Source organism: Patescibacteria group bacterium, from assembly GCA_018830295.1.
In the GTDB taxonomy this organism is placed as follows: domain Bacteria; phylum Patescibacteriota; class Minisyncoccia; order Portnoybacterales; family UBA2143; genus JAHJSM01.
This window is the reverse complement of the sequence record JAHJSM010000001.1, coordinates 1-21,901: the sequence shown is the minus strand read 5'-3', so window position 1 is coordinate 21,901 and position 21,901 is coordinate 1. Positions and strand designations below refer to the sequence as shown.

General features: G+C 39.7%; 29 protein-coding genes. 27 read left to right on the top strand and 2 right to left on the bottom strand.

Annotated features, from left to right (window positions below):
- Positions 1–10 precede the first annotated feature (10 nt).
- The 4 genes from KKF19_00145 (at position 11) to KKF19_00130 (ending at position 3,780) form a co-directional block, all read left to right on the top strand.
- Positions 11–940 (top strand): 4Fe-4S dicluster domain-containing protein, encoded by a 930-nt coding sequence (locus KKF19_00145; protein ID MBU2579369.1) that lies wholly within the window; start codon positions 11–13, stop codon positions 938–940.
- Positions 909–1,742 (top strand): FAD/NAD(P)-binding protein, encoded by an 834-nt coding sequence (locus tag KKF19_00140; GenBank protein MBU2579368.1) that lies wholly within the window; start codon positions 909–911, stop codon positions 1,740–1,742. The genes KKF19_00145 and KKF19_00140 overlap by 32 nt, the downstream gene beginning before the upstream one ends.
- Positions 1,735–2,481: a hypothetical protein gene (locus tag KKF19_00135; protein ID MBU2579367.1), complete on the top strand. Its 747-nt coding sequence runs from the start codon at positions 1,735–1,737 to the stop codon at positions 2,479–2,481. Before KKF19_00140 ends, KKF19_00135 begins: the two co-directional genes overlap by 8 nt.
- Positions 2,482–2,574: 93 nt before the next feature.
- The gene (locus tag KKF19_00130) at positions 2,575–3,780 is read left to right on the top strand and encodes a Ni/Fe hydrogenase subunit alpha (protein ID MBU2579366.1); all 1,206 of its coding nucleotides are present in this window, start codon (positions 2,575–2,577) and stop codon (positions 3,778–3,780) included.
- Here the strand turns inward: KKF19_00130 and KKF19_00125 are convergent.
- Complete coding sequence (locus KKF19_00125) at positions 3,777–4,007, bottom strand: HypC/HybG/HupF family hydrogenase formation chaperone (GenBank protein ID MBU2579365.1); 231 nt, start codon at positions 4,005–4,007, stop codon at positions 3,777–3,779. The genes KKF19_00130 and KKF19_00125 overlap by 4 nt on opposite strands.
- A gap of 20 nt (positions 4,008–4,027) precedes the next feature.
- Here KKF19_00125 and KKF19_00120 point away from each other — a divergent pair, with 20 nt between their 5' ends.
- From KKF19_00120 to KKF19_00010, 23 genes are all read left to right on the top strand, one after another.
- Entirely contained in the window at positions 4,028–4,924 is an 897-nt protein-coding gene (locus tag KKF19_00120) for a DMT family transporter (protein ID MBU2579364.1), read from the top strand.
- Complete coding sequence (locus KKF19_00115; GenBank protein ID MBU2579363.1) at positions 4,887–5,654, top strand: hypothetical protein; 768 nt, start codon at positions 4,887–4,889, stop codon at positions 5,652–5,654. The genes KKF19_00120 and KKF19_00115 overlap by 38 nt, the downstream gene beginning before the upstream one ends.
- Before the next feature lie 15 nt (positions 5,655–5,669).
- The gene (locus KKF19_00110) at positions 5,670–6,557 is read left to right on the top strand and encodes a Bro-N domain-containing protein (protein ID MBU2579362.1); all 888 of its coding nucleotides are present in this window, start codon (positions 5,670–5,672) and stop codon (positions 6,555–6,557) included.
- Between the two features lie 200 nt (positions 6,558–6,757).
- Complete coding sequence (locus KKF19_00105; GenBank protein MBU2579361.1) at positions 6,758–7,249, top strand: hypothetical protein; 492 nt, start codon at positions 6,758–6,760, stop codon at positions 7,247–7,249.
- An 11-nt stretch (positions 7,250–7,260) separates the two neighbouring features.
- The gene (locus KKF19_00100; protein ID MBU2579360.1) at positions 7,261–8,175 is read left to right on the top strand and encodes an FAD-dependent oxidoreductase; all 915 of its coding nucleotides are present in this window, start codon (positions 7,261–7,263) and stop codon (positions 8,173–8,175) included.
- A 64-nt stretch (positions 8,176–8,239) separates the two neighbouring features.
- The gene (locus tag KKF19_00095) at positions 8,240–8,494 is read left to right on the top strand and encodes a glutathione S-transferase N-terminal domain-containing protein (GenBank protein ID MBU2579359.1); all 255 of its coding nucleotides are present in this window, start codon (positions 8,240–8,242) and stop codon (positions 8,492–8,494) included.
- A 47-nt stretch (positions 8,495–8,541) separates the two neighbouring features.
- On the top strand, positions 8,542–9,075 hold the full coding sequence (locus tag KKF19_00090; GenBank protein MBU2579358.1) for a type II secretion system GspH family protein: 534 nt from the start codon (positions 8,542–8,544) through the stop codon (positions 9,073–9,075).
- 14 nt (positions 9,076–9,089) lie between these two features.
- The gene (gap, locus tag KKF19_00085; GenBank protein ID MBU2579357.1) at positions 9,090–10,097 is read left to right on the top strand and encodes a type I glyceraldehyde-3-phosphate dehydrogenase; all 1,008 of its coding nucleotides are present in this window, start codon (positions 9,090–9,092) and stop codon (positions 10,095–10,097) included.
- 13 nt (positions 10,098–10,110) lie between these two features.
- Positions 10,111–10,554: a ribose 5-phosphate isomerase B gene (gene rpiB, locus KKF19_00080; GenBank protein ID MBU2579356.1), complete on the top strand. Its 444-nt coding sequence runs from the start codon at positions 10,111–10,113 to the stop codon at positions 10,552–10,554.
- A gap of 3 nt (positions 10,555–10,557) precedes the next feature.
- Positions 10,558–11,199, top strand: a complete 642-nt coding sequence (locus KKF19_00075) for a ribulose-phosphate 3-epimerase (GenBank protein ID MBU2579355.1) — start codon at positions 10,558–10,560, stop codon at positions 11,197–11,199.
- Positions 11,187–11,600: a hypothetical protein gene (locus tag KKF19_00070; protein ID MBU2579354.1), complete on the top strand. Its 414-nt coding sequence runs from the start codon at positions 11,187–11,189 to the stop codon at positions 11,598–11,600. Before KKF19_00075 ends, KKF19_00070 begins: the two co-directional genes overlap by 13 nt.
- Positions 11,601–11,606: 6 nt before the next feature.
- Positions 11,607–12,455: a transketolase gene (locus KKF19_00065; GenBank protein ID MBU2579353.1), complete on the top strand. Its 849-nt coding sequence runs from the start codon at positions 11,607–11,609 to the stop codon at positions 12,453–12,455.
- 57 nt (positions 12,456–12,512) lie between these two features.
- Positions 12,513–13,484 (top strand): transketolase family protein, encoded by a 972-nt coding sequence (locus KKF19_00060; protein ID MBU2579352.1) that lies wholly within the window; start codon positions 12,513–12,515, stop codon positions 13,482–13,484.
- 9 nt (positions 13,485–13,493) lie between these two features.
- Positions 13,494–14,477, top strand: a complete 984-nt coding sequence (locus tag KKF19_00055; protein ID MBU2579351.1) for a carbohydrate kinase family protein — start codon at positions 13,494–13,496, stop codon at positions 14,475–14,477.
- Between the two features lie 12 nt (positions 14,478–14,489).
- A complete protein-coding gene (locus tag KKF19_00050; GenBank protein ID MBU2579350.1) occupies positions 14,490–15,761 on the top strand; it encodes a hypothetical protein in 1,272 nt (423 codons plus the stop codon).
- 4 nt (positions 15,762–15,765) lie between these two features.
- Complete coding sequence (locus KKF19_00045) at positions 15,766–16,617, top strand: class II fructose-bisphosphate aldolase (protein ID MBU2579349.1); 852 nt, start codon at positions 15,766–15,768, stop codon at positions 16,615–16,617.
- A 2-nt stretch (positions 16,618–16,619) separates the two neighbouring features.
- Positions 16,620–16,799 (top strand): ferredoxin, encoded by a 180-nt coding sequence (locus KKF19_00040; GenBank protein MBU2579348.1) that lies wholly within the window; start codon positions 16,620–16,622, stop codon positions 16,797–16,799.
- Between the two features lie 54 nt (positions 16,800–16,853).
- On the top strand, positions 16,854–17,066 hold the full coding sequence (locus KKF19_00035) for a hypothetical protein (protein MBU2579347.1): 213 nt from the start codon (positions 16,854–16,856) through the stop codon (positions 17,064–17,066).
- Positions 17,050–17,451 carry a hypothetical protein gene (locus tag KKF19_00030; GenBank protein ID MBU2579346.1) on the top strand — a complete coding sequence of 134 codons (402 nt, stop codon included), beginning with the start codon at positions 17,050–17,052 and terminating at the stop codon, positions 17,449–17,451. Before KKF19_00035 ends, KKF19_00030 begins: the two co-directional genes overlap by 17 nt.
- Before the next feature lie 185 nt (positions 17,452–17,636).
- Complete coding sequence (locus tag KKF19_00025; protein MBU2579345.1) at positions 17,637–19,028, top strand: DUF1566 domain-containing protein; 1,392 nt, start codon at positions 17,637–17,639, stop codon at positions 19,026–19,028.
- Positions 19,029–19,202: 174 nt separating this feature from the next.
- Complete coding sequence (locus KKF19_00020; protein MBU2579344.1) at positions 19,203–19,607, top strand: GxxExxY protein; 405 nt, start codon at positions 19,203–19,205, stop codon at positions 19,605–19,607.
- 40 nt (positions 19,608–19,647) lie between these two features.
- Positions 19,648–20,004 carry a four helix bundle protein gene (locus KKF19_00015; GenBank protein ID MBU2579343.1) on the top strand — a complete coding sequence of 119 codons (357 nt, stop codon included), beginning with the start codon at positions 19,648–19,650 and terminating at the stop codon, positions 20,002–20,004.
- Positions 20,005–20,063: 59 nt separating this feature from the next.
- The gene (locus KKF19_00010) at positions 20,064–20,318 is read left to right on the top strand and encodes a GIY-YIG nuclease family protein (protein MBU2579342.1); all 255 of its coding nucleotides are present in this window, start codon (positions 20,064–20,066) and stop codon (positions 20,316–20,318) included.
- A gap of 353 nt (positions 20,319–20,671) precedes the next feature.
- Here KKF19_00010 and KKF19_00005 read toward each other — a convergent pair.
- A partial coding sequence (locus KKF19_00005) for a reverse transcriptase/maturase family protein (protein MBU2579341.1) occupies positions 20,672–21,901 on the bottom strand: 1,230 nt, incomplete at its 5' end.

The window sequence follows — 21,901 nt, the reverse complement described above, 5'->3', positions numbered from 1 at the left end:
TATAATAATAATGCCTTTAGTAATAGAAAAAAAAGAAATAAAAAACTGGCTGAAGGAGTTAAAAAAGGGCTTCGCGGTTTTTGATGTTCGGAAAAGCGTCTTGCCTCCGAAGCAATATTTTTTTCCGCCTAAGGAAGAAACATTTAACTTTGACTTGAAAAGCCAAAAGTTAAGCGTTCCCGATTATGAGGGGCGAGTTTTGCTTTTTGGTTTAAATATGGCGCATTTGGAAGCGATGACGCAGTTGGACGAAATCATGGAGAAGCCGCGAAAAGATTTTTATTATTGGCGAAGAAGAGAAAAATCGGTTTTAGTCGGTTTGACTGATAATACAGTTATTGTCCCAATGGGCGGGGATATTATTTTAGAAAAAATAAATTCTAAACAATATCAGGTTTTGGTTTTAACAGAAAAAGGAAAGAAGGCGATTAAAAGTAAATTGATTAAAAAAATAGCCAAGCCAGTTATTAAGAAATATTCAACCGATTCAAATCCAATGAAAGAGATGCTTCTTGATTCGGAGTTGCTGGCGGAAGCGGTCGCCTGGTCGGCGAATCATAAAATTTGGGACGAATTGGCGAAAAAATGTTTGGGTTGCGGAATTTGCACTTATGTTTGTCCCTTATGTCATTGTTTTTCTATTGAGGACAGAGTTAATTTAGACGGCGAGAGTTGTTCTCGTTGTCGCCAGTGGGACGCTTGTACTCTGCCTAATTTTTCAAAAATCGCCGGAGGGCATAAATTTCATCCGACGGTTAAAGAGCGGTATTACAATTGGTTTTATCACAAATTCGTCCGCGCCTACAAGGAATATGGAAAATCGCAATGTGTCGCCTGCGGAAATTGCAAAAACAACTGTCCCGCCGGCATCGGAATCGCAGGCGTTTTAATGGAGATAGTGGAGGATTATGAAAAATATTTACGAACCAGAAAAAGTTAAAATTATTAAGATAGAAAAACTTTCTTCTAATGTGAGCCGTTTTCGCCTTGCCTCGCCGAAGCCAGGCAAGAGTGTGTTTAAGGCGGATGAAAATGGTCTGGTTTTTAATCCGGGGCAATTTCTTTTGTTTGGGCTTTTTGGCTGGGGCGAAGCGCCTTTTGGGGCGGCTTCCTCACCTTATGAAAAAAGGTATCTGGATTTGGTTGTTAGAAAGGCCGGTGTTTTGACGGAGAAGTTGCATCAATTAAAAGAAGGCGATGAAGCGTTTTTGCGAGGTCCTTATGGAAATGGATTTCCCGTTGATTTTATGTCGGGCAAGGATGTCGTCATGGTTACGGGCGGATGTGGCATTCCTCCCATTGCCGCTTTGATTGAGTATATTATTAAAAACAGGGGAGATTTTGGGAATGTCTATTTAATTTACGGAGCGCGAACGCCCAAGGACTTATTAATGATGGACGCGATTAAGAAATGGGAAAAAGATATTAAGGTTTTGTTGACGGTTGATAAGCCGGATAAAAATTGGAAGGGATATGTCGGAATGGTTTCGGAATTAATTGATGATATAAAGATAAACGCGGTTGATGCGGTCGCGGCGATGTGCGGCCCCGGGCCCATGATGGAGGCGCTTGAAAAAATATTGAGGCCATTGGGAATTGCCGATAGAAGAATTTTTGTTAATGTGGAAAGAAAGATGCAGTGCGGGTTGGGCAAGTGCCAGCACTGCGCGACTGGGAGCAAATATGTCTGCCAAGACGGTCCAGTTTTTAATTTTGACGAGATTGATAAAAATCATGACTAAAAAAAATTCAAATCCAAGAGTTGCTATTTACGACCTGACTGATTGCGAGGGGTGTGAGGTGAAAATCGTCTCTTTAAGGGAGAAACTTTTGGTTTTGGAAAAAAGAATTGATATTGTTGACTGGCGTTTGGGGCAGGAGCGGAAAGAAGACGGGCCATTTGATGTGACGCTCATTGAAGGAGCGCCGATTACGCAAGAAGAGATTGATTTAATTAAATCATTGCGCGAGAAATCAAAGTTTTTGATTGGGTTGGGAAGTTGCGCCACCCTGGGCGGTATTCCGGCGATTATGGAAAAGAGCGAGAGGGAGAAATGGTGCAAGAAAATTTACGGAGAAAAATACAAGCCGAGAGGAATTGACGCCTTGCCATTAAGCGCCTATATCCATGTTGATTTTTTAATTCACGGCTGTCCGATTGAAGAAAGCGAATTAGTCAGAACAGTGGAAGAATTATTAAGCGGGAAAAAGCCGTCTTATCGCGGCTATTCGGTTTGTTTTGAATGTAAGCAGGCGGGCAATCCTTGCCGTCTTATAGACGAGAAACCTTGTTTAGGACCGATTACCCAAGGCGGATGCGGGGCTGTTTGCGTCAACGGCGGTTCGCCCTGTTATGGTTGCTTTGGCTTACGCGAGGACGCGAATATTGACGCTTTATTAAAAATTTTAAATAATATCACGGACAAAAAAGAAATTGAGAGATATTTTAGTATGTTCTTAAATAAAGTAGATCAGGAATAAAACAAACAAAAACTTCGTATTCTAAATTTTTTCGCGTTTTAGCCCAAAGGGCTCCCAACACGCTCATAAATTTCAGAATACTTATTTTTAAAAATGCAAAATTTTATCGCGAAAATTGAGGGGCATGGGAATTTGAATATTGATTGGGACGCGGGCGAGGTCAAACTCAATATTTTTGAGGGAGAGCGGCTTTTTGAGGGAATCTTGGTTGGCAGAACAGCCGAAGAAATGGCGTGGATTACTCCGCGGATTTGCGGCGTTTGTCCGACCGCTCATAATTTGGCTTCTTTGAACGCGATTGAAAACGCTTTGGGAATTAAGCCGAGCAAAACGACCGTTCTTTTGCGCGATTTAATGCAATGCGGACAGATGATTCAGAGTCATGTACTTCATCTTTTCTTTTTGGTTTTGCCTGATTATATCGGCATTGACCGAGCGACTGAATTGGCTCCAAAAAATCCAGCCGCTTTTAAGGACGCTTTATCGCTGAAAGAGGTTTCCGATAAAATTGTTCAAATTGTCGGCGGGCGAATTGTTCATCCGACTACGACCACAATTGGCGGTTTTCATAAAGTCCCGACCAAATCCGCTCTGAAAGTTCTTCTCAAAAAATTAAAAGAGACCGAAGACGCGGCGCGAAAAACAATTCAGATTTTTGAAGGGATTGAGTATCCCGAATTAAAAGTGGATTTGAAATTGGCCGCTCAAGAAGGGGAATATATTATTGCAGTTTCTTCAACAGATATAGAGAAGAAAGACAAGTCGCTCATTACGGATTACAAAAAAAACATAGAAGAAGAAGTCAGAGAATATTCAACCGCTAAATTCAGCAAATACAAAGGCGAAGAAACCCTAGTCGGTTCTTTGGCGCGCTTGGCGGTTAACGAAAAAATTAAAAGGGGCGAAAAAATAGATTTTGCCAATCCTTTTCATAATAATATCGCCCAAGCGATTGAGACCCTTTATTACCACCAAAAAGCGATAGAAATTGTTGAAAAATTGCTTGAAATGAAAATTAACGCTGAAGCGATTAAACAATCATCCAATCCGTCATTAAAGGGGATTGGTTCTACGGAGGCGCCGCGAGGCGGGCTTTATCATGAGGTTCATTTGAGTCAGGATAACGATATTATTTACGCCAACATTATTACGCCGACGGTTCAGAATTTGACATCAATTGAAAAAAGCGCCAAGGCGCTTTTGGGACAAACGAAAAATAAATCGCGAGAAGAGATGGAGAAATTGTTGACAATGTTAGTCAGGGCGTACGATCCCTGTATTAGTTGTTCAGCGCATTAATGATGATGGTCGCAGGTATGAGTATGGTCTTTTATCATTTTCAGGATTTTCTTCGCTTCGGTCTTGGGAATTTTGTTAATTGCCAGTTCGTCGTGGATGAAAATATAATCGCCGACTTTTACATTTTTAAGCAAACTCAAATCAACCCGATGTTGATGGTCGCCCGCTTGGACATTCGCCCATTTTCCTTCAATTTTAACAACCTTGCTTGGAATAGCTAAACACATAAAAATATTATAATACAAATATGAACAAAAACAAAGGGTTTCTTTTAATTTTAATTACAGCATTTATTTCGGGTGGGGTTGTCTTTATTAGCAAGTTTGGCGTGAGTGTGGTTAACCCGTATATTTTCACGGGACTAAAAAATATTATTGTCGCCTTGTTGGTTGTTTGCTGGCTTTTAATGATGAAGGACTGGCGTGTTTTAAAAGAGCTCGGGAAAACGCAATGGCTCTCGCTTTTGGCGGTTGGATTGGTCGGCGGCTCAATTCCTTTTCTTTTATACTTTAAAGGATTGTCTTTAACCGCTCCGATACAAGCCGCTTTTATCCACAAAACGATGTTTGTTTTTGTCGCTCTTTTAGCGGTTGTTTTTTTGAAAGAAAAAATTAGCAAAAATTTTTTAATTGGCGGATTACTTTTGTTTTTAGGCAACATTTTTCTCTTGAAAATATTACCCCATCAATTTGGATATGGCGACTTGCTCATTTTTTTAGCGACCTTGCTTTGGGCTTCTGAAAATGTTTTAAGCAAGCATCTGCTCAAAGAACTTCCCGCAAGAATTGTTATATGGGGAAGAATGTTTTTTGGCTCAATTTTTATTATTCTCTTCTTGCTGGCGACGGGACAATTTAGTTCGCTTGGCTCTTTAAATTTAGAACAAACGGGATGGGTTATGATCACGGCAGTTTTGCTTTTTGGGTATGTCGCGACATGGTATACTGGATTGAAATATGTCAAAGTTTCCGTCGCGGCGACAATTCTGCTTTTGGCGAGTCCGATTACAACACTGCTGTCAGTTTTGTTTTTGGGCGGAAGTTTGGCGGTTAATCAGATTTTAGGTATTTCTTTGATTTTTACGGCGCTCGGAATAATCTACTTTTATGTTGGAAAAGAAAGAAAATCAGCGATTGTCGCTTAATTGCGAAGGAATTTTAAGATGCGCGCGATACGCTTTTATGCCCAACAAATTAAGTTTTTGCGGGCCGGATAAAAACAGGGACTTGCTCTATTATTGCCAGACAGGAGAGGTTGACGGGGGATTAAATTTAATTTTAGAAAAATTTCAAACGCTTTATCCGTATTTGGAATTAATCGCGCGCGCTAATCAGATTAGAGATCCTTTTGACGAAAGAGTAATTGAAGCGTATTGGATCGGCAATCAACTTTTGGAAAATATTGATAAATCGGCGTTGTATCATCATTTAATTGACGAGCAGCAACTTAAGAAAAAATTAAACCCTAAATTATTTAAGCAAACGGTTAGCAAGATTCCCTTGGGCGCCAAGCCGCATCATAGTTTTCATGTTTTTAATGTTTGGAAACGGACGGGAAATTTAGATGTCGCGCACACATTAAGCACGATGGATTTATGTCGGATTAGTTGGGGGAAAATTAAGAAAATTAAAAAGCCGTATTTGGAAGTGGAATATCAGCCGTTGATTTTGGAAAAAGATGAGTTAAAACTTGGGAATTTAATTCCGCAAAAAATTTTATTTGAGATGAATCAAGACGGTTTTATCAAAGAGCCGCGAATTGGTCAATGGGTTTCCTTCCACTGGGAATTCGCTTGCGAGTTCTTAAATAAAAAACAAATTAATTATTTAAAAAAATATACGCAGGAAAGTATAAATTTAGCGAATAAAGGATAATTTTTGCCATAAATTATGCCTAAGAAAAAAATAAAAACTACAACCCAAATAGCAATTTTCCACAAGAAAGAGATTAGAAAAATTATTCATAATAATGAATGGTGGTTTGCGATTGTTGATGTGGTGGCTGTATTAACTGATTCTGTTCAGTCCGATGGATATTTGAAAGATATGCGCAGGCGCGACTTAGAATTAAACAAAGGGTGGGGGCAAATTGCCACCCCCCTTTCCATAAATACGGCTGGCGGCAAGCAAAAGTTGAATTGCGCCAATGCCGAAGGGATTTTGCGTATTGTTCAATCTATCCCTTCTCCAAAAGCAGAACCTTTCAAACGATGGCTGGCGCGAGTTGGCTATGAAAGAATTCAGGAAATTGAGGACCCTGAATTGGCGACCAAAAGAACAAGATTTTTATACAAAGCAAAGGGATATTCTGATTCATGGATTGCCAAAAGAATGCGTGGGATTGAAGTTCGCGATACATTGACTGATGAATGGCAGAAACGGGGCGTTAAACAGCAAAAAGAATATGAGATTTTAACAGCAGAAATTTCAAAAGCGACTTTTGGCATGACGCCATCGGAATATAAAAAGTTTAAGAAATTAAAAAGAGAGAATTTAAGAGACCACATGGAAGATTTAGAGTTGATTTTAACCATGTTAGGCGAAGCGACAACAACTAAAATAACCAAGGACAGAAATTCAAAAGGATTTATTCCATTAAAAAAGGATGCCAACGAAGGTGGAGAAGTGGCTGGGTCAACCAGAAAAGACATTGAAAGAAGGACAGGCAAACAAGTATCAACAAAAAGAAATTATTTAAAACAACCGCAAGATAAAAAAATGCTTGAAAACAAAAAAGCCCCCAATGCGGACGAAACCGCATCAGGGTCTTTTTCGTAGTGATTAACTATATTGTATCAAAATAACTGTTATTGTCAATATCTATTTATACACAGATAAGGTGAGGTGTTAGACCTCGGGGGTTTAACATTGCGGAACAACTATCCGAAAGATTGCGCTATGAAGTCAAAATTTTACAACCCGCGATGTAGGTCGGCTATAGGATAGCCGACAGAGTTTATAATAGAATAAATTTATATATGAACATTGAAGACTTGAACCAATTTCGCAAAATACTGATCAAGAATAAGGAATTTGTTTCTAAATTAGAATATACGAAAAATAATTATGATAATAATGGAAATCTGATTAAAGAAGATTTACCAACAATTACAACAGATTTTTGCGAAATTGGTTTGTATAATAATGAAATTTATTTTGTTTTTATTGTAAATTCAAAAACATTCAGTTTAGAATTATTCGATAAATTAAAAGGCAAATTAAATATAAGAATGTATGGATTTGTAGATTTTAATAAAACCCTGTATCCTGTTGTTGATTTCAACTTTGATAATTTTATTGAACAAATTCAAAAAGACAAGTATTTACAAATTCAATTTGATTATAAAAACATTAATACACCGGATTTATTTAAAGAATATTCTAATTTGATGAATATTTTTGAAAAAAGTAAAGTTGTGGTGGTTGATCAGTTAAAGATTGATTTAACAAAAGAAAACCAATTAAAATAGTAAATAACCTTATGTATGATTTAATTATTATCGGTGGGGGGCCGGCTGCTATTTCGGCGGGGATTTATGCGGCTCGGAAAAAAATGAAGACGCTTTTGATTGCCAAGAGTTGGGGCGGGCAGGCGGCCTTGGCGCCTTTGGTTGAGAATTACGCGGGGGTTGAACCGGTCTCTGGCGCGGAATTGGTTGAGAGGATGGTTGGGCAGTTGAAAAAAAACGAAATAGAAATTAAAGAAGGTTTGGGGGTTAAAAATGTCTTGCTTGTGGATAACGGATTGACGGTTGAGGTGGAAACGGAAGACGGTTCTTATGAGGGAAGGGCGCTTATTATTGCGACGGGCAGAACGCCAAAAAGATTGGGTCTTCCAAATGAGGAAAAATTTATCGGGAAGGGAATTGTTTTCTGCGCGACCTGCGACGCGCCCATGTTTAAAGATAAAGAAGTCGCTGTGATTGGCGGGGGCAATTCGGCGGCGAATACGGCTTTGGAGGCGGCTGTTTACGCTTCTAAGGTCTATCTTTTGGCGCGTTCGGTTTTAAGGGCGGATGAGGTTCTCCAGGAGCGGCTTGAAAAGTCGGACAAAATTGAGATTATGACGGGCGCGACGGTTCAGGAAATAAAGGGGGATAAATTTGTGAGCGGCTTGGTTTATCAGAACGGCGCTTCCGAAGAAATGAAAGAAATGTCGGTGGAAGGGATTTTTGTCGCAATCGGTTCTATCCCCAATTCCTCTTTAGTTAAAAATGTGGTAGAATTAAATGAGTGGGGCGAGATAAAAATTAATTCACGCAACGCGTCCTCGCGACCTAATATTTTCGCCGCGGGAGATGTGAGCGGGGTCTTATACAAACAAATGATTATCGCGGCGGGCGAAGGGGCAAAAGCGGCGTTAAGCGCGTATAAGTATATCAGTAATAATGAGTGAGGGGACAGTAATTAAAAGGGGACAGTCCCCATTCTGAATGGGGACTGTCCCCGGTGTTAAAATTATGGAAAACAATACAAATAGTCAAAATAAAGTTAGAGTTTTCAGCACTCCATCTTGCCCATATTGCGTAACTTTGGGGGCGTTTTTGGACGAAAAAGGCGTTCAGTACGAACATATTAATGTGGCGGAGGATGAAAAAGCGAGGGAGGAAATGATTGAAAAATCAGGACAAATGGGCGTGCCTGTGATTGAAATTAACGGAGAAATGATCGTCGGATTTGACAGGGATAAGATTGTTGAAAAATTAGGGTTGTAATTTAAGACGGGGGCTGCCCCCGTTGCGGGGGCAGCCCCCTAATTAGCATGAAATATCTCAAAAACAAAAAAGGTTTTACTCTAATTGAACTTCTCGTCGTTATCGCTATTATCGGGATTTTGGCGAGCATTGTTTTGGTCAGCATTAATAGCGCGCGGAAGAAGAGCCGGGACGCGACAAGATTATCAGATATGCGACAAATAATTCTTGGTTTGAATTTGTATTATGACAGCAATGGCGTTTATCCAGGAAATACAGATAATGATTGTGGCGGCTGGGATGTGGGATATAACGGTGGACCAGGGAGCGGAGATCCTTTCATTTTGCCATTAGAAACAGCTGGAATTATAGCGAGCGTATCGGGAGATCCAAAAACTACAGCATCTTGCGGCGGATATAGATATTATCGCTACGGCGCAGGAAGTTCTGGCTGTGATTCTTCCCGAGGAGCATTTTTCGTTTTAGGTGTTGTAGATATGGAAACAAGCGGCAGGCCTCATCCAGAAAGTTCTGGATGGAGCTGCCCAAGCAGAAATTGGCAAAATGAAATGGATTGGGTGACAGGTGGATTTGAGGGTTAAATTATAAAAAAAATATGACAAAAATTGCGATAAATGGTTTTGGGCGGATTGGGCGGGCGGTTTTTCGGAGGATTTTGGAAAAATATCCTGATTTGGATATTTCTGTTGTTAATGATTTGACAGACACGAAGACATTGGCTCATCTTTTGAAGTATGATTCTGTTTATGGAATCTACGACAAAGAGATTGATTTTACCGAGAGCGGCATAGTTGTCGGCGGCAAAGCGGTCAAGGTCTTGGCGGAAAGAGACCCAAGCAAACTTCCCTGGAAGGACTTGGGCGTGGAAGTTGTTTTGGAGTGCACGGGATTTTTTACGAATTTAGAAGGCGGGCAAAAGCATCTTGCGGCGGGAGCCCAAAAAGCGATTATTTCCGCGCCTTGCAAGGGTTCGGAAGTTCCTCATTTTATCTTAGGCGTTAATAGCGATAAATATGATTTTGGAAAAGACGATGTTGTTTCCATGGGTTCTTGCACGACCAATTGTTTGGCGCCAGTGGCAAAAATTTTGAACGACAATTTTGAAATAGAAACGGGGTTAATGACGACAATTCATAGTTATACCAACGACCAACGCTTGCTTGATTCTCCGCATAAAGATTTGCGTCGGGCGAGGGCGGCGGCTTTGTCTTTAGTCCCGACGACTACGGGAGCGGCTATCGCCGTGACAAAAACAATCCCGGAATTAAAAGGAAAAATACACGGGATGGCGATTCGCGTTCCAACTCCAACCGTTTCTTTAGTTGATTTTACGGCTCGGGTTAAAAAAGAAACGAGTGTTGAAGAAGTGAACGCGGTTTTCAAAAAAGCGGCGGAGGAAGAAAAATGGAAAGGGATTTTGAGAGTTGAAGAGGCGCCTTTGGTTTCTATTGACTACAAAGAAGATTCCTATTCGGCGATTATAGATGCGTCGTCAACAATGGTTCAAGGAAAAAATTTGGTTAAGGTTTTGGCATGGTATGACAATGAGTGGGGATACGCCTGTCGTTTAGCGGATTTCGCGGCGTTTATTGGAGGGAAATAATTAAATTTTTATTATTATGCTTTACATTGGCAGTGACCACGCGGGCTTTTATTTAAAAGAAGAGCTTAAAAAATATCTTTTAGAATTAGGATACGAGTTTGAAGATTTAGGCAATAAGGATTTGGATCCTTTGGATGATTATCCTGATTTTGCGTTGGCCGTGGGGAAGAAAGTATCTGAAACGGGAGGAAGGGGGCTTTTAATTTGTTCCACTGGGTTGGGAATGGCGATTGCCGCCAATAAAGTTGCGGGGGTTCGGGCGGCGGTTTGCTGGGATGATTTTACCGCCTTGCAATCGCGCGAGCATAACGATACGAATGTCCTTTGCTTGGCGGGAAAAGCGTTAGACACCGAAACGGCTAAAAAAATTACGCGCGTCTGGCTAGAAACAGAATTCAGCGGAGAAGAGAGGCATAAGAGGAGGTTGAGTAAAATTAAAGAGATAGATAATAGATAATTTATGATACAAGTTATTCCCGCTATTATCGCGAAAGATTTTGAGGAATTGAAAGATAAAATCAAGCAAATTGAGCCGTTTGTTGAGTGGGCGCAATTAGATGTGATGGACGGGAAATTTGTGGATAATATAACATGGAATCATCCATCCGATTTAAAAAAGTTAAAAACAAACTTAAAACTGGAAGCGCATTTAATGGTTGAGAAACCGGAGGATGTAATTGATAGTTGGATTAAATCAGGCGTCAAAAGGATTATTATCCACTACGAAGCGACAAAAAAATTAGGCGAAGTGATTAAAAAAATTCAAGACGCCGGTCTGGAAGCGAGTATCGCCATCAACCCCGAAACCTCCGCAAACGAGTTAAGCCCATTTCTTAATGTTTCAAGTATTTTAAGTGTTTTAATAATGACCGTCCGTCCTGGCCGCGGCGGACAAGAATTTATAGAAGCGACCTTGGGGAAAATTAGGGCTTTGCGGGAGAGGGATGAAAATGTTAAAATAGAGGTTGATGGAGGAATTAATTTAGAAACGGCTCAAAAAGTCGTTCGAGCGGGCGCGGATATTTTAGCCGTCGGAAGCGCCATTTTTAAAAGCGAAGATATCAAAAAATCAATTGAGGAATTAAAATCATGCCATTTATAAAAGAAAAGAAAAAAATGACAATTGAGAATTTGGCTTCTATAGTCAAACAAGGTTTTGAAAATGTTGACAAAAATCTTAAAAAAGAGATTGAGAATTTGGCTATGATAACTAAAAATGGATTTGATAATGTTGATAAAAAATTCAATAAGATGGACGAGAAATTTGATAAAATGAAGGAAGATATATCAGATATAAAAACTAAATTAAATAGCATAGAACGAAGGGTTTTAGCGATAGAAGATATTTTAACAAAGCACGGCAAAATTATAAGAAAACACAGTCAGGAATTTGCGGACATTAAAGCTGACATAAGAGAAATTAAACTTAATCAAAAAAATGACAAAAAACAATTGCTTAATTTAGAAAATAGAGTTGAAAAATTAGAATTAAAATTAACATAAAAAAATATGGACACACAAGAATTAGACAAAAAGGCGAATGAGATTAGGGAGGATATTATTAAAATGCTGACCGAAGCAAAGTCGGGGCATTCGGCGGGGTCGCTTGGGATGGCGGATGTTTTTACCGCTCTTTATTTAGGCGGGGTAATGAAGCATAATCCCAAAAAACCCGACTGGGAAGAAAGAGACCGCCTCATTCTTTCTAACGCTCATATTTGTCCAGTCATGTACGCGGCGATGGCGCGCGCGGGATATTTTCCCGTGAGCGAATTAAAGACACTGCGAAAATTAGGCAGCCGTTTGCAAGGACATCCTAACCGATTGGAATTGCCGGGGCTTGAGACCTCGGGCGGTTCTTTGGGGCAGGGGTTGTCAATCGCTTGCGGAATGGCTTATTCGTTTAGCAAGATTGATAAAAAAGATAATTGGGTTTGGTGTTTAGGGAGCGACGGCGAACATAATGAGGGTCAGGTTTGGGAAGCGGTTATGTTTGCGGGCAAGTATCGTCTTTTTAATCTGACGCAAATTATGGATAGGAATAATATTCAAATTGACGGTTATACAGAAGATGTTATGCCAATAGAGCCGCTCAAAGAAAAATACGAGGCGTTTGGGTGGCATGTTTTGGATGTTGACGGGCATAATATTAGGGAAATTATTGACGCTTGCAATAAATCAAAAGCGATTTTTGAGAAACCAACTTTGATTATTGCCCATACGATTCCGGGCAAGGGAGTTGATTTTATAGAATGGGAATATTCATGGCACGGCAAAACGCCTTGCCCTGAAGAAGCAAAGAAAGCGCTTGCTTGTTTAAGGACTTTAGGCGGAAAGATTAAAAGTGAAAATGATTAAGTAAGTTTGGGGGCTGCCCCCGCAACGGGGGCAGCCCCCAATTTAACCAATAATATTATGAACTTAGACAAAAATGTTTATCAAAAAGAAAAGTTAGAACAAAAGCCGACTCGCGACGGGTTCGGCGAGGGGTTGGTTGAACTTGGGGATAAAAACGAGAATGTGGTCGCTTTGGGCGCTGATTTAACCGCCTCAACGAGGGTTGATTGGTTTAGGGATAAATATCCGGACAGGTTTATTCAATGCGGGATTGCCGAGCAGAATATGGCGGGCGTGGCGGTTGGATTGGCTTTGGCGGGGAAGGTTCCTTTTGCTTCAACTTATTCGGTTTTTTGTCCGGGGCGGAACTGGGACCAGATACGAATTAGCGTCGCCTATAACAAGGCGAATGTTAAATTAACTGGCGCGCATGCGGGGATTTCCGTCGGAGCGGATGGCGCTACTCATCAAGGACTGGAAGATATCGCCATTACTCGCTGTTTGCCTAATATGACTGTTTTGGCTCCTTGTGATATGATTGAGACGAAAAAAGCGACAATCGCGGCGGGGGAAATGAACGGACCGGTCTATTTGAGGTTCGCGCGAGAAGCGACACCGATTTTTACCACAAAAGAAACACCTTTTAAAATTGGAAAAGCGAATGTTTTCCGCAAGGGCGCTGACGCGACAATTATCGCTTGCGGCCCGACTGTTCACGAAGCGCTTTTGGCGGCTCATAATTTAGAAGAAAAAGGTCTTTCCATAGGTGTAATCAATAATCACACTATCAAGCCGATTGACGAAGAAACGATTATTGAGGCGGCTGAAAGAACAGGCGCGATCGTCACAGCGGAAGACCATCAAGTTCAGGGTGGAATGGGGAGCGCCGTTTGCGAGGTTTTGGCGAGAGAATGTCCGGTTCCCGTGGAAATGATTGGCGTTCAAGATCGCTGGGGCGAGTCGGGAACAACTGACGAATTAATGGATAAATTCGGATTAACCGCAAAACACATTCAAAAAGCGGTCATGAGGGTTTTGAAAAGAAAATAAATTTTGCTTATGGAATACGACATTATAACTCTTGGTTCGGCTACTCAAGATATTTTTATGAGTAGCAAGAATTTAAAAGTGATTGAAAGCGAAAAATTCATTACCAAAAAAGGGCTTTGCGTTCCCTTGGGTTCAAAAATGAAAGTTGATAGCGTTCATTTCGCCATGGGGGGATGCGGGACAAACGCGGCTGTGACATTCGCCAGGCAGGGATTAAAAACGGCTTATTTGGGTTTGGTTGGCAAGGATTATCCTGGGCAAATGATTAAGGATGAACTCGCGGCTCAAGGCGTTTCAACCGATTTATTAATTGAAACAGATAAATATCCAACCGCTTTTTCGGTTATTCTCTCTTTGCCTGAAACCGAGCGAAGTATTTTAAAAAAATTAGGGGCTTGCCATGAAATGACCGAACAAGATATTCCGTTTGAAAAAATTAAAACAAAATGGATTTACGCTGGTTCTTTATCGGGCGAGGCGTATAAATCGCTTGGCGCCTTGTTTGATTTTGCCGTGGAAAACAAGATTAAAATAGCCGCAAGTCCGGTTGGCGAAAGCCAGTTAGGCGAAGGGTTGGAGAAAACGCGCGCTTTGCTTGATAAAGTTGATATTTTAATAGTTAATCAAGAAGAGGCCTCTCTTTTAACTCAAGTTGATTTTAAGAATGAAGAAGAAATTTTTAAGAAATTAGATAAATTAGTTAAAGGAATTGCGGTTATGACAAAAGGCCCCGAGGGAGTGGTTGTCTCGGACGGCAAAAAAATATATTCAGCCGGTATTCCAAAATCGGGATTAGTTGACCGCACCGGCGCAGGAGACGCTTTTAGCGCTGCTTTTGTCGCGGGCTGGATTGAAAAAGAAGATATTTCTTACGCCATCCAATTAGCGACTGCCAACGCCACATCAGTCGTCCAAAAAATGGGCGCCACCAACGGCCTCTTAAAAAGGGGCGAATGGGGAGAGTGGGAAAAAGTCAAAGTTGTAATACATTAAAATATTAATTTTATGCGGACGGAAGTTTTACAATTAGCGAAGTTATTGGGGACATCCGAGAAGGTTGTTTTGGATTTGGAGAAGGTAATGGGGCGGGCGAGCGGGAAAGAGGGGGTTATAGAAAGTATTGTTCGCGAGAACGAGCATAAAGTTAGGCAATCATTGGTTGGCTTAGGGTTTGGAGCGGATGAGAATTTTTTTGATATTCAAGCGGAAGAGGTTTATCAGGCGCTTATAAAGAAAACAAAAAAAACAAATCAATCTCTTTTTGAACATTTTCAAAAGCCAGACCTCATGACAGCAGCTGGTTGTCGCAGTTTAATTCACGCTACCGGCGAATTAACGGGCAATTTAAATGGATTTTACCTTAAAAAAGAAAAAGCCGAAGAACTGCTTAAACTAAATCCTCCTAAGCAAATTATGAATAGTTTGGGCTATGGCAGCGACATTGATAAAATGATTGAAAAAGAGGATTGCTTTGAAATTTTTTCCGCTTTGAGGTTCGCGGAGGACGGGGAATGGCTGAACAATGTTTTTTTTAAACCATATAGCGAACTCAAAAAAGATGATTTTGAAAAGAGAGAAATAAAAGTTATGGTTTTGCCGGAAAGGTGGACAGGGCTTGGCAAAAATTTTTTTGGCAACAAACTCCACCACATGAGCCATCTTAAAGAAGCGGGGATGGTTTTTATTATCCCGACTGGCGCGAGCGGTCCGAATGAAATGCTTTATCTATTTTTTATGATTCTTCATTACATTTATGAAGTAAATTGGCATTCGCGTCTTTTTGAGATATATAGCCAGAAATCGGATTTCGCTCGTAAATTAGTTGGCGCGCTCAAAGTGGGAGTCGGGGAGATGCCCCCATCAGGCAAGGACGAAATTAATTGGCGGATTATTCCGAAATATTTAGGCAAGAAAAATCCAGAAGACCCTTTGTTGGCCGAGCCCCACATCAATCCAGAGTCATTACATTACACCCAAGCGGCGGCGACAATTGAGAAGTTTGCTCAGCGGTTTAACGATTTGGAACTTGGGTTTTGGCAGGGGTTAGATATGGTCGCCCAATATTTTCCATCTGGCAAATCCGCGAAGGGGGAGTTAATTAGTTTTGATTTGTTTGATAATGGAATTTCTTTTTTAAGGAAGGCGGATTTTAATTCCAGACATCTTTACCATCAAAAAGAAGCGCTTTGGAATAAGGTTTTTTCCGAATATATGGGCGAGAAGACGATTAATAAATTAACGATGGAGAATTTAGATAAGGGATATATTAGTTTATAAAACTATGTTAAACATATTTAAAGAAGCAAGACAAAATAAGAACGCGATTGGCGCTTTTAACGCGTCAGGTTTAGAAGGGGTTAGGGCGATTGTTCAAGCGGCGCGAAAATTAAAAAGCCCCGTTATTATCTCCACCTCTGAAAGCGAAAAAAAGTTTATTGGCGGCAAACAAATCAAGGCGGCGATTGATGCTTGGCGGGAAGAAACAGGTCTGCCGATTGTTTTGCATTTAGACCATGGAAAATCGTTTGAGATTGTTGAAGAAGCGATTCAAGACGGATACGATTCAGTTCATTTTGACGGTTCGGCGTTGAGTTTTAAGGAGAACGCGGAAATAACGAAAAGAGTTGTTGAGTTTGCCAAAAACAATGGCGTTTTGAATGTTGAAGGCGAGATGGGATATTTAAGGGGCGGTTCGGAATTGCATGAGGCGGTGGAAATAAAAGAGGAGGATTTGACTGTTCCCGAGGAGGCGTTGAGGTTTGTTCAAGAGACGGGAATTGACACTTTGGCGATTGCTATTGGGAACATTCACGGGATTGTTAAAAATGAAAACTTAAAAAATCCGCATCTTTTTCTTGAGCGATTAAAGGAAATTAGCGATATTTTAGGCGAAAAAGCGTTTTTATGCCTGCATGGCGGTTCGGGCACTCCAGAAGAGGATATTAAAAAAGCGATTGAATTAGGAATCGTTAAGATTAATATTAATACAGAATTAAGAATGGCTTACGCGGGGTCGTTAAGAAAATTTCTCCAAAAAAATCCAGACGAGACAAAACCGCATAATATTATGGCGCCTGTTGTTGAGGCGGTCCAAAAGGTCGTTGAAGAGAAAATAAAATTATTTAAATTATAAATATGAAAATAAAAATAGACAAAGATAAGTGCATCGGGTGCGGCAGTTGCGTCGCTGTTTGTTCGGACTGTTTTGAGATGGACAGCGATAATAAAGCGGTTCTTAAGGATGGCGGCGATTTGAAATGCGCCCAGGAGGCGGTTGATGTCTGTCCGGTCCAGGCGATTGAGGTTGAAGAATAATTTTATCCACAACCTTGTTTTGTTGTTTTGGGCGTTTTGTGGTAAGATGCCAGTATGGAAATTACAAAGTGCGATATTTGCAATAAAACAAAAAAAGAAAAACATTCTTCTATATCCGAGAAATCCAAGTGGATTGATTGTCGAATAAATGGAAGAGGAGAATGGCTGTCTTTTGCTTTATGTGGCAAATGTTCTGAAAAAATGTTAAAATATATTAGAAAGTATTTAAAAATTAAAGAAAATAAAAAAAATGTTAGGAAAAAATAAAGACGATCAATTCGTTACCAAAAAAGATTTAGAAGAAACTTTAGAAAAAACCTTAGATAAAGCGCTGGCGAGCCAAAGCAAGGTTATTTTAGAGGCGGTTGATTATGGGTTTAGAAAAAACGACAAAAAATTTGAAGGCATAGATAGGCAATTTGAGGTAGCTGCTGAAAGATTTGACAAAATAGACAAAAAATTTGAAAAAGTTGATGAGCAAATCAAAGAAAAATTTGATAAAGTTTTAAGCGGACAAGATAAAATTTGCAAACAACTTACTGATTTACAAACCGAAAATAAATCAGGAATGAAAATTTATAAGCGTCAAGATAAAAAATTAGAAAATCATAAACGAAGAATTGAAAGATTAGAATTAAAACTAAGTGTTTAAAAACCTACTTAGAATCCGAACTTCCAAGAGGGATAAAATATGAGCAATACTACACACACACACACACACACACACACACACACACACAGGTCTTTCGCTATTTGTTAAAAATAATGAGTTTTGGCGAGGAGCGGGTTTTTTGTTTTCTTAAAACAAAAAGCCCGTTTTTTTGTTGATAAAAATTTATGGCAAAAAAATTTAAAAAAGGGCGCTTGAGCAAGATTATCTTCGCCCATAAACCAGGTTTATGGAGTTTAATGATTGTGATTATTATTTCCATAATGGCTGTTTATACGATTGTTAGAGCAGGGGATTTAGAGCCCTCGGCGAGTCCGGCGGGGACAATGCATTCTCTTTTAGAAATGGCGGCGAAAGATATTAATGACACTTTTGACCGAACGACGGATAGTTTGGAGGCGATGAGCGAAGCGATAGCGAGTTTGGCCGCCAATATCTGGGACAAAGCGACTTCGGAATTGACTACTGCCGGAAGCATTGGCAAACTGATTGTGGATAATATGGATATGACCGCCGCCACCAGCACTGATACGCTTTTTGGCTGGTTCAAGACAACTTATAATTACACCGCTCCTTCTTCAACCGCCTTAACGACCAATACTTGGACAGACGCAAGAGCCAATTATTTAGATTTGCTTAATTCAGATTTGAGATTTTTAATTTCAAGTTCAACCGCTTCAACCACTCCGTTCGCCGGCAGTATCGCTTATCATCTCGGCTCTTCCACGGTTGCCACCAGCACCGATACGCTTTTTGGCTGGTTTAAAACCAATTATGATTACACAGCGCCTTCTTCAACCGCTTTAACAACCAACACTTGGACAGACGCGCGGGCGGGTTATTTAGACGCGCTCGCTCAGTCGGGCTACAGTTCAACCACAATAGCCGCCAATATAGATGGAAATATTTTAGAGCGGCTGGAATATTTGAATAACAGAAGTATGTTTTCGGTTGTGAATATAAAAAACGGCTCGGCGACTAGTCCCGCGACTGATTTCGCTTTTTACACGCAGGCCTTAGGCGGGGTAGATGATTATAATGATAATGGCGCAAGACCGACTGACAGTTTTGCCGCTTCTTGGACACAATGCGCCGCGGCCAATAATTATTGCAAAACAGGAGATTCTACGGCATGTACGGGCGATGTTTGTTATCAAGATAATAATACGGGTCAGATTTGGTCTGATTATTTAGATAGCGGGACCAATCATAATTGGTGGTGGGCGAATAATTGCTGGGCGCCAGGAAGTTGGGCAAATCCGGGAACTTGTACCGCCGATGGCGATGACGCTTGTCAATGCGTCACCGCGACCAGCACGCCGAATATTACAGGTTGCAAAGCCATAGGAGACGGTAATTGGCGTTTGCCGCACCAAAAGGAGTTAATGCAGGCCTATATTGACGGTTCCTGGGGGAATCTCCCTCACGCTAACTTCAACTTTTGGTCGGCTACTACTAAATCTTACAGTACCCACAGCGCTTGGTACACGGACTTGCGCCACGGGAGCACGGACACCAATCTTAAGACTAATGAGTATGACTCGCGCTGTGTGCGTTAGCCCCCCTGGCAATATTTTATGATTTGATAATTCTCTTAATTTAATTATTTTCTTAATCTCCCGCAAATCAACAAATCATCTCACAAATCTACAAATACCGAATAAGATGGATGTTGAATATTTATAGATTTGTGGGGGCTGGTTGATTTATGGGAAAAATGTATAATATGAACAATGATAGAAGAAAGACAAAACACAAACAAAGTAATTTATAAAAGATTAAGCTATAAAATTGTCGGTGTATTATTTGATGTCTATAATGAATTAGGTTACGGCTATCAAGAAAAGTATTACGAAAAAGCGATAGAAAAATATTTTATTGCGGAAAAGATAAAATTTAGAAGACAAGCTCCTTATAAAATATCCGTTAAAAATGAAGTTATAGGCAGATATTATTTAGATTTTATTATTGAGGATAAAATAGTACTTGAAATCAAAAAAGGGAATTACTTTTCAAAGAGAAATATAGAACAAGTCAAGGGATATTTAAAAGCAACAGATATGAAGTTGGCAATACTTGCTAATTTTACATCAAACGGTGTTAAATTTTTTAGAGTTCTATCTCCCAGAAATTTGTAGATTTGTTGTAGATTTATAGATTTGTGGGGGAGGGAGGGATATGTCGCGCTATATTCATTTGCCAATTTTTCAAAAGGGATATGATTTAAACCTTGAAGTTTATCGCGCGACGCATAATTTTCCCAGAGAATATAAATATTCCTTAGGCCAAAAATTAAAAGAAACAGCCAGCGAACTTTTGGATTGGATTATTATAACCAATTCCAAAGAGGATAAGGGGATTTATTTTCCGGAAATAAACACGAGAATTGAACGATTAAGAATTCATTTAAGGGTGGCTTACGATTTGAAAATAATTAATGTTAAAAAATTAGAATTTTTAAACCGTTTTTTAGAGGAAATTTCCAAACAAGTATCCGGTTGGGAAAAGTGGTTCTTTGAAAATTTACCCCGTTAGATATAAAATTATCTAATAAGGGATTTCTCGTTAGATAAAAATTGTGATAAGATAAAATTATGTATTATGTTTATGTATTACAAAGTTTAAAAGATAGCTATTTTTATGTTGGTTATACTAAAGATTTAATTGTTAGATTAGAAAAACACAAAAATGGAAAAGTAAAATCTACCGAAAATAGAAGACCACTAAAATTAATTTATTACGAAGCATGTTTAAATCAGCAAGATGCAACGCACAGAGAAAAGTACTTGAAAACAGCGTGGGGTAAAAGGTATATTAAGAATAGATCAAAAAATTATCTAACGGGGTGAAAAGGGAAATTCAATGAAGCCAGAATTTTTGTTTTAATTCCGCAATATTGCGGGACGAGCAAAAAGCGAGCATTAGATTATTGCGATTCCGCTTCCCGAGGCGCCGCGGGATAAAGTATTAGTTGAATTATACTCTGCTTCGGCGGGGATTAATTCAGTCAAGGAAAAATAGCGGAAAGAAATTCACGCTAACAACAACTTTTGGTCGGCTACTACTAGGTCTAACAATACCCACAACGCCTGGAACACGAACTTGAACAACGGCAACACAAACAACAATCTTAAGACGACGGAGTATGACTCGCGCTGTGTGCGTTAGCCCCCCTTGGCAATAATCATAAAAAACTTTGGCTTCATTGAGTTTCTCTTTGTGGGATATTTTTAATCTTAAAATGACTGAAGTTTTGGTCTGCTGGTTTAAGATAACTTTTTAGAATTCTAAAGTGTTTTTGATAGATTGATTTTCTAAGATTGAAAGTATGGCTATGCTTGAATTGTCCGTAATAGGAATTGATAACGGCTAAGATTTGCTGTAATTGTTCATTAAAAATTTCAGCGGTTTCGGGAAGGGGCGCCTGATTAAATTGCCATAGTTTTCTTTTTAGGTTTCCAACAGTTTTTCTTCGGACGAGCGAATAATGGGGCTTAATAATAAAACCGACAAAGTTGATGCCTCTATAAATTGACTGGAGAACCGACTTTTTAGGGTGGAAATGAAGTTTTAATTTTTCTTTAAGAAATTGATTAAGTTTTTGATGCCAGATTTTAAGTTGTTCTGGGTTTTGATGCAAGATAACTATGTCGTCAACATAACGGAGATAATACTTGATTTTTAATTGGTGTTTGGCGAATTGGTCTAGTTCGTTTAAATAAACATTGGCGAAGAATTGAGAAGTGAGATTGCCAATTGGCAGACCTTGCCCTTCGGGAACTTCGAAAAGCGATTTGTGGGAAGGAATGAGGCGGGAAAGATTTGGGTCGCCCTTTTGATAAAAGTTTTTAATCGGGTCTTGAAAAATGATTTGCTTGGTTAGCCATAAAATTTCTGGATGTTTAGTGTGGCGTTTAATAAGATTAAAAAGAAGAGCTTTTTTAATGGACATAAAAAAAGCCGAAACATCGGCTTGGAGATAATAAGCCGACTGGGAGAAATTATTACTGACTTTCCTTGAAAATCTTTTCAAATCTTTGATAGCGTAATGAGCGCCCTTGCCCGCGCGGCAAGAATAAGAATGATGAATGAATTTTTTCTCCCAAATCGGCTCTAAATAATTAACCAAAAGATGATGAATAACTCTATCGCGGAAATCAGCGGCAAAAACCTCTCGGGGTTTTGGATTGGTGATAACAAAATAGATTGATTGTCCAGGCTGGTATGAATGGGTTTTTAATTCTTGTTCAAGTTGAAGCAGTCGTTCTTCAAAATTTAATTCAAATTTGGCGGCGTTGATGGTTTTTCTTTTGCGCTTGCGGCATTGATAATAGGCAGTAAGGAGATTTTGAAAGGAAAAAACTCCCAAATATGGCTTAACTCTCTCTCTCTCTCTCTCTCTCTCTCTCTCTCTCTCTCTCTCTCTCTCTCT

Bases quoted from the DNA above. Each gene is read 5' to 3' on its own strand.
- KKF19_00145 (MBU2579369.1), top strand. From the start codon at position 11: ATGCCTTTAGTAATAGAAAAAAAAGAAATAAAAAACTGGCTGAAGGAG.
- KKF19_00140 (MBU2579368.1), top strand. From the start codon at position 909: ATGAAAAATATTTACGAACCAGAAAAAGTTAAAATTATTAAGATAGAA.
- KKF19_00135 (MBU2579367.1), top strand. From the start codon at position 1,735: ATGACTAAAAAAAATTCAAATCCAAGAGTTGCTATTTACGACCTGACT.
- KKF19_00130 (MBU2579366.1), top strand. From the start codon at position 2,575: ATGCAAAATTTTATCGCGAAAATTGAGGGGCATGGGAATTTGAATATT.
- KKF19_00125 (MBU2579365.1), bottom strand. From the start codon at position 4,007: ATGTGTTTAGCTATTCCAAGCAAGGTTGTTAAAATTGAAGGAAAATGG.
- KKF19_00120 (MBU2579364.1), top strand. From the start codon at position 4,028: ATGAACAAAAACAAAGGGTTTCTTTTAATTTTAATTACAGCATTTATT.
- KKF19_00115 (MBU2579363.1), top strand. From the start codon at position 4,887: ATGTTGGAAAAGAAAGAAAATCAGCGATTGTCGCTTAATTGCGAAGGA.
- KKF19_00110 (MBU2579362.1), top strand. From the start codon at position 5,670: ATGCCTAAGAAAAAAATAAAAACTACAACCCAAATAGCAATTTTCCAC.
- KKF19_00105 (MBU2579361.1), top strand. From the start codon at position 6,758: ATGAACATTGAAGACTTGAACCAATTTCGCAAAATACTGATCAAGAAT.
- KKF19_00100 (MBU2579360.1), top strand. From the start codon at position 7,261: ATGTATGATTTAATTATTATCGGTGGGGGGCCGGCTGCTATTTCGGCG.
- KKF19_00095 (MBU2579359.1), top strand. From the start codon at position 8,240: ATGGAAAACAATACAAATAGTCAAAATAAAGTTAGAGTTTTCAGCACT.
- KKF19_00090 (MBU2579358.1), top strand. From the start codon at position 8,542: ATGAAATATCTCAAAAACAAAAAAGGTTTTACTCTAATTGAACTTCTC.
- gap (MBU2579357.1), top strand. From the start codon at position 9,090: ATGACAAAAATTGCGATAAATGGTTTTGGGCGGATTGGGCGGGCGGTT.
- KKF19_00075 (MBU2579355.1), top strand. From the start codon at position 10,558: ATGATACAAGTTATTCCCGCTATTATCGCGAAAGATTTTGAGGAATTG.
- KKF19_00070 (MBU2579354.1), top strand. From the start codon at position 11,187: ATGCCATTTATAAAAGAAAAGAAAAAAATGACAATTGAGAATTTGGCT.
- KKF19_00065 (MBU2579353.1), top strand. From the start codon at position 11,607: ATGGACACACAAGAATTAGACAAAAAGGCGAATGAGATTAGGGAGGAT.
- KKF19_00060 (MBU2579352.1), top strand. From the start codon at position 12,513: ATGAACTTAGACAAAAATGTTTATCAAAAAGAAAAGTTAGAACAAAAG.
- KKF19_00055 (MBU2579351.1), top strand. From the start codon at position 13,494: ATGGAATACGACATTATAACTCTTGGTTCGGCTACTCAAGATATTTTT.
- KKF19_00050 (MBU2579350.1), top strand. From the start codon at position 14,490: ATGCGGACGGAAGTTTTACAATTAGCGAAGTTATTGGGGACATCCGAG.
- KKF19_00045 (MBU2579349.1), top strand. From the start codon at position 15,766: ATGTTAAACATATTTAAAGAAGCAAGACAAAATAAGAACGCGATTGGC.
- KKF19_00040 (MBU2579348.1), top strand. From the start codon at position 16,620: ATGAAAATAAAAATAGACAAAGATAAGTGCATCGGGTGCGGCAGTTGC.
- KKF19_00035 (MBU2579347.1), top strand. From the start codon at position 16,854: ATGGAAATTACAAAGTGCGATATTTGCAATAAAACAAAAAAAGAAAAA.
- KKF19_00030 (MBU2579346.1), top strand. From the start codon at position 17,050: ATGTTAGGAAAAAATAAAGACGATCAATTCGTTACCAAAAAAGATTTA.
- KKF19_00025 (MBU2579345.1), top strand. From the start codon at position 17,637: ATGGCAAAAAAATTTAAAAAAGGGCGCTTGAGCAAGATTATCTTCGCC.
- KKF19_00020 (MBU2579344.1), top strand. From the start codon at position 19,203: ATGATAGAAGAAAGACAAAACACAAACAAAGTAATTTATAAAAGATTA.
- KKF19_00015 (MBU2579343.1), top strand. From the start codon at position 19,648: ATGTCGCGCTATATTCATTTGCCAATTTTTCAAAAGGGATATGATTTA.
- KKF19_00010 (MBU2579342.1), top strand. From the start codon at position 20,064: ATGTATTATGTTTATGTATTACAAAGTTTAAAAGATAGCTATTTTTAT.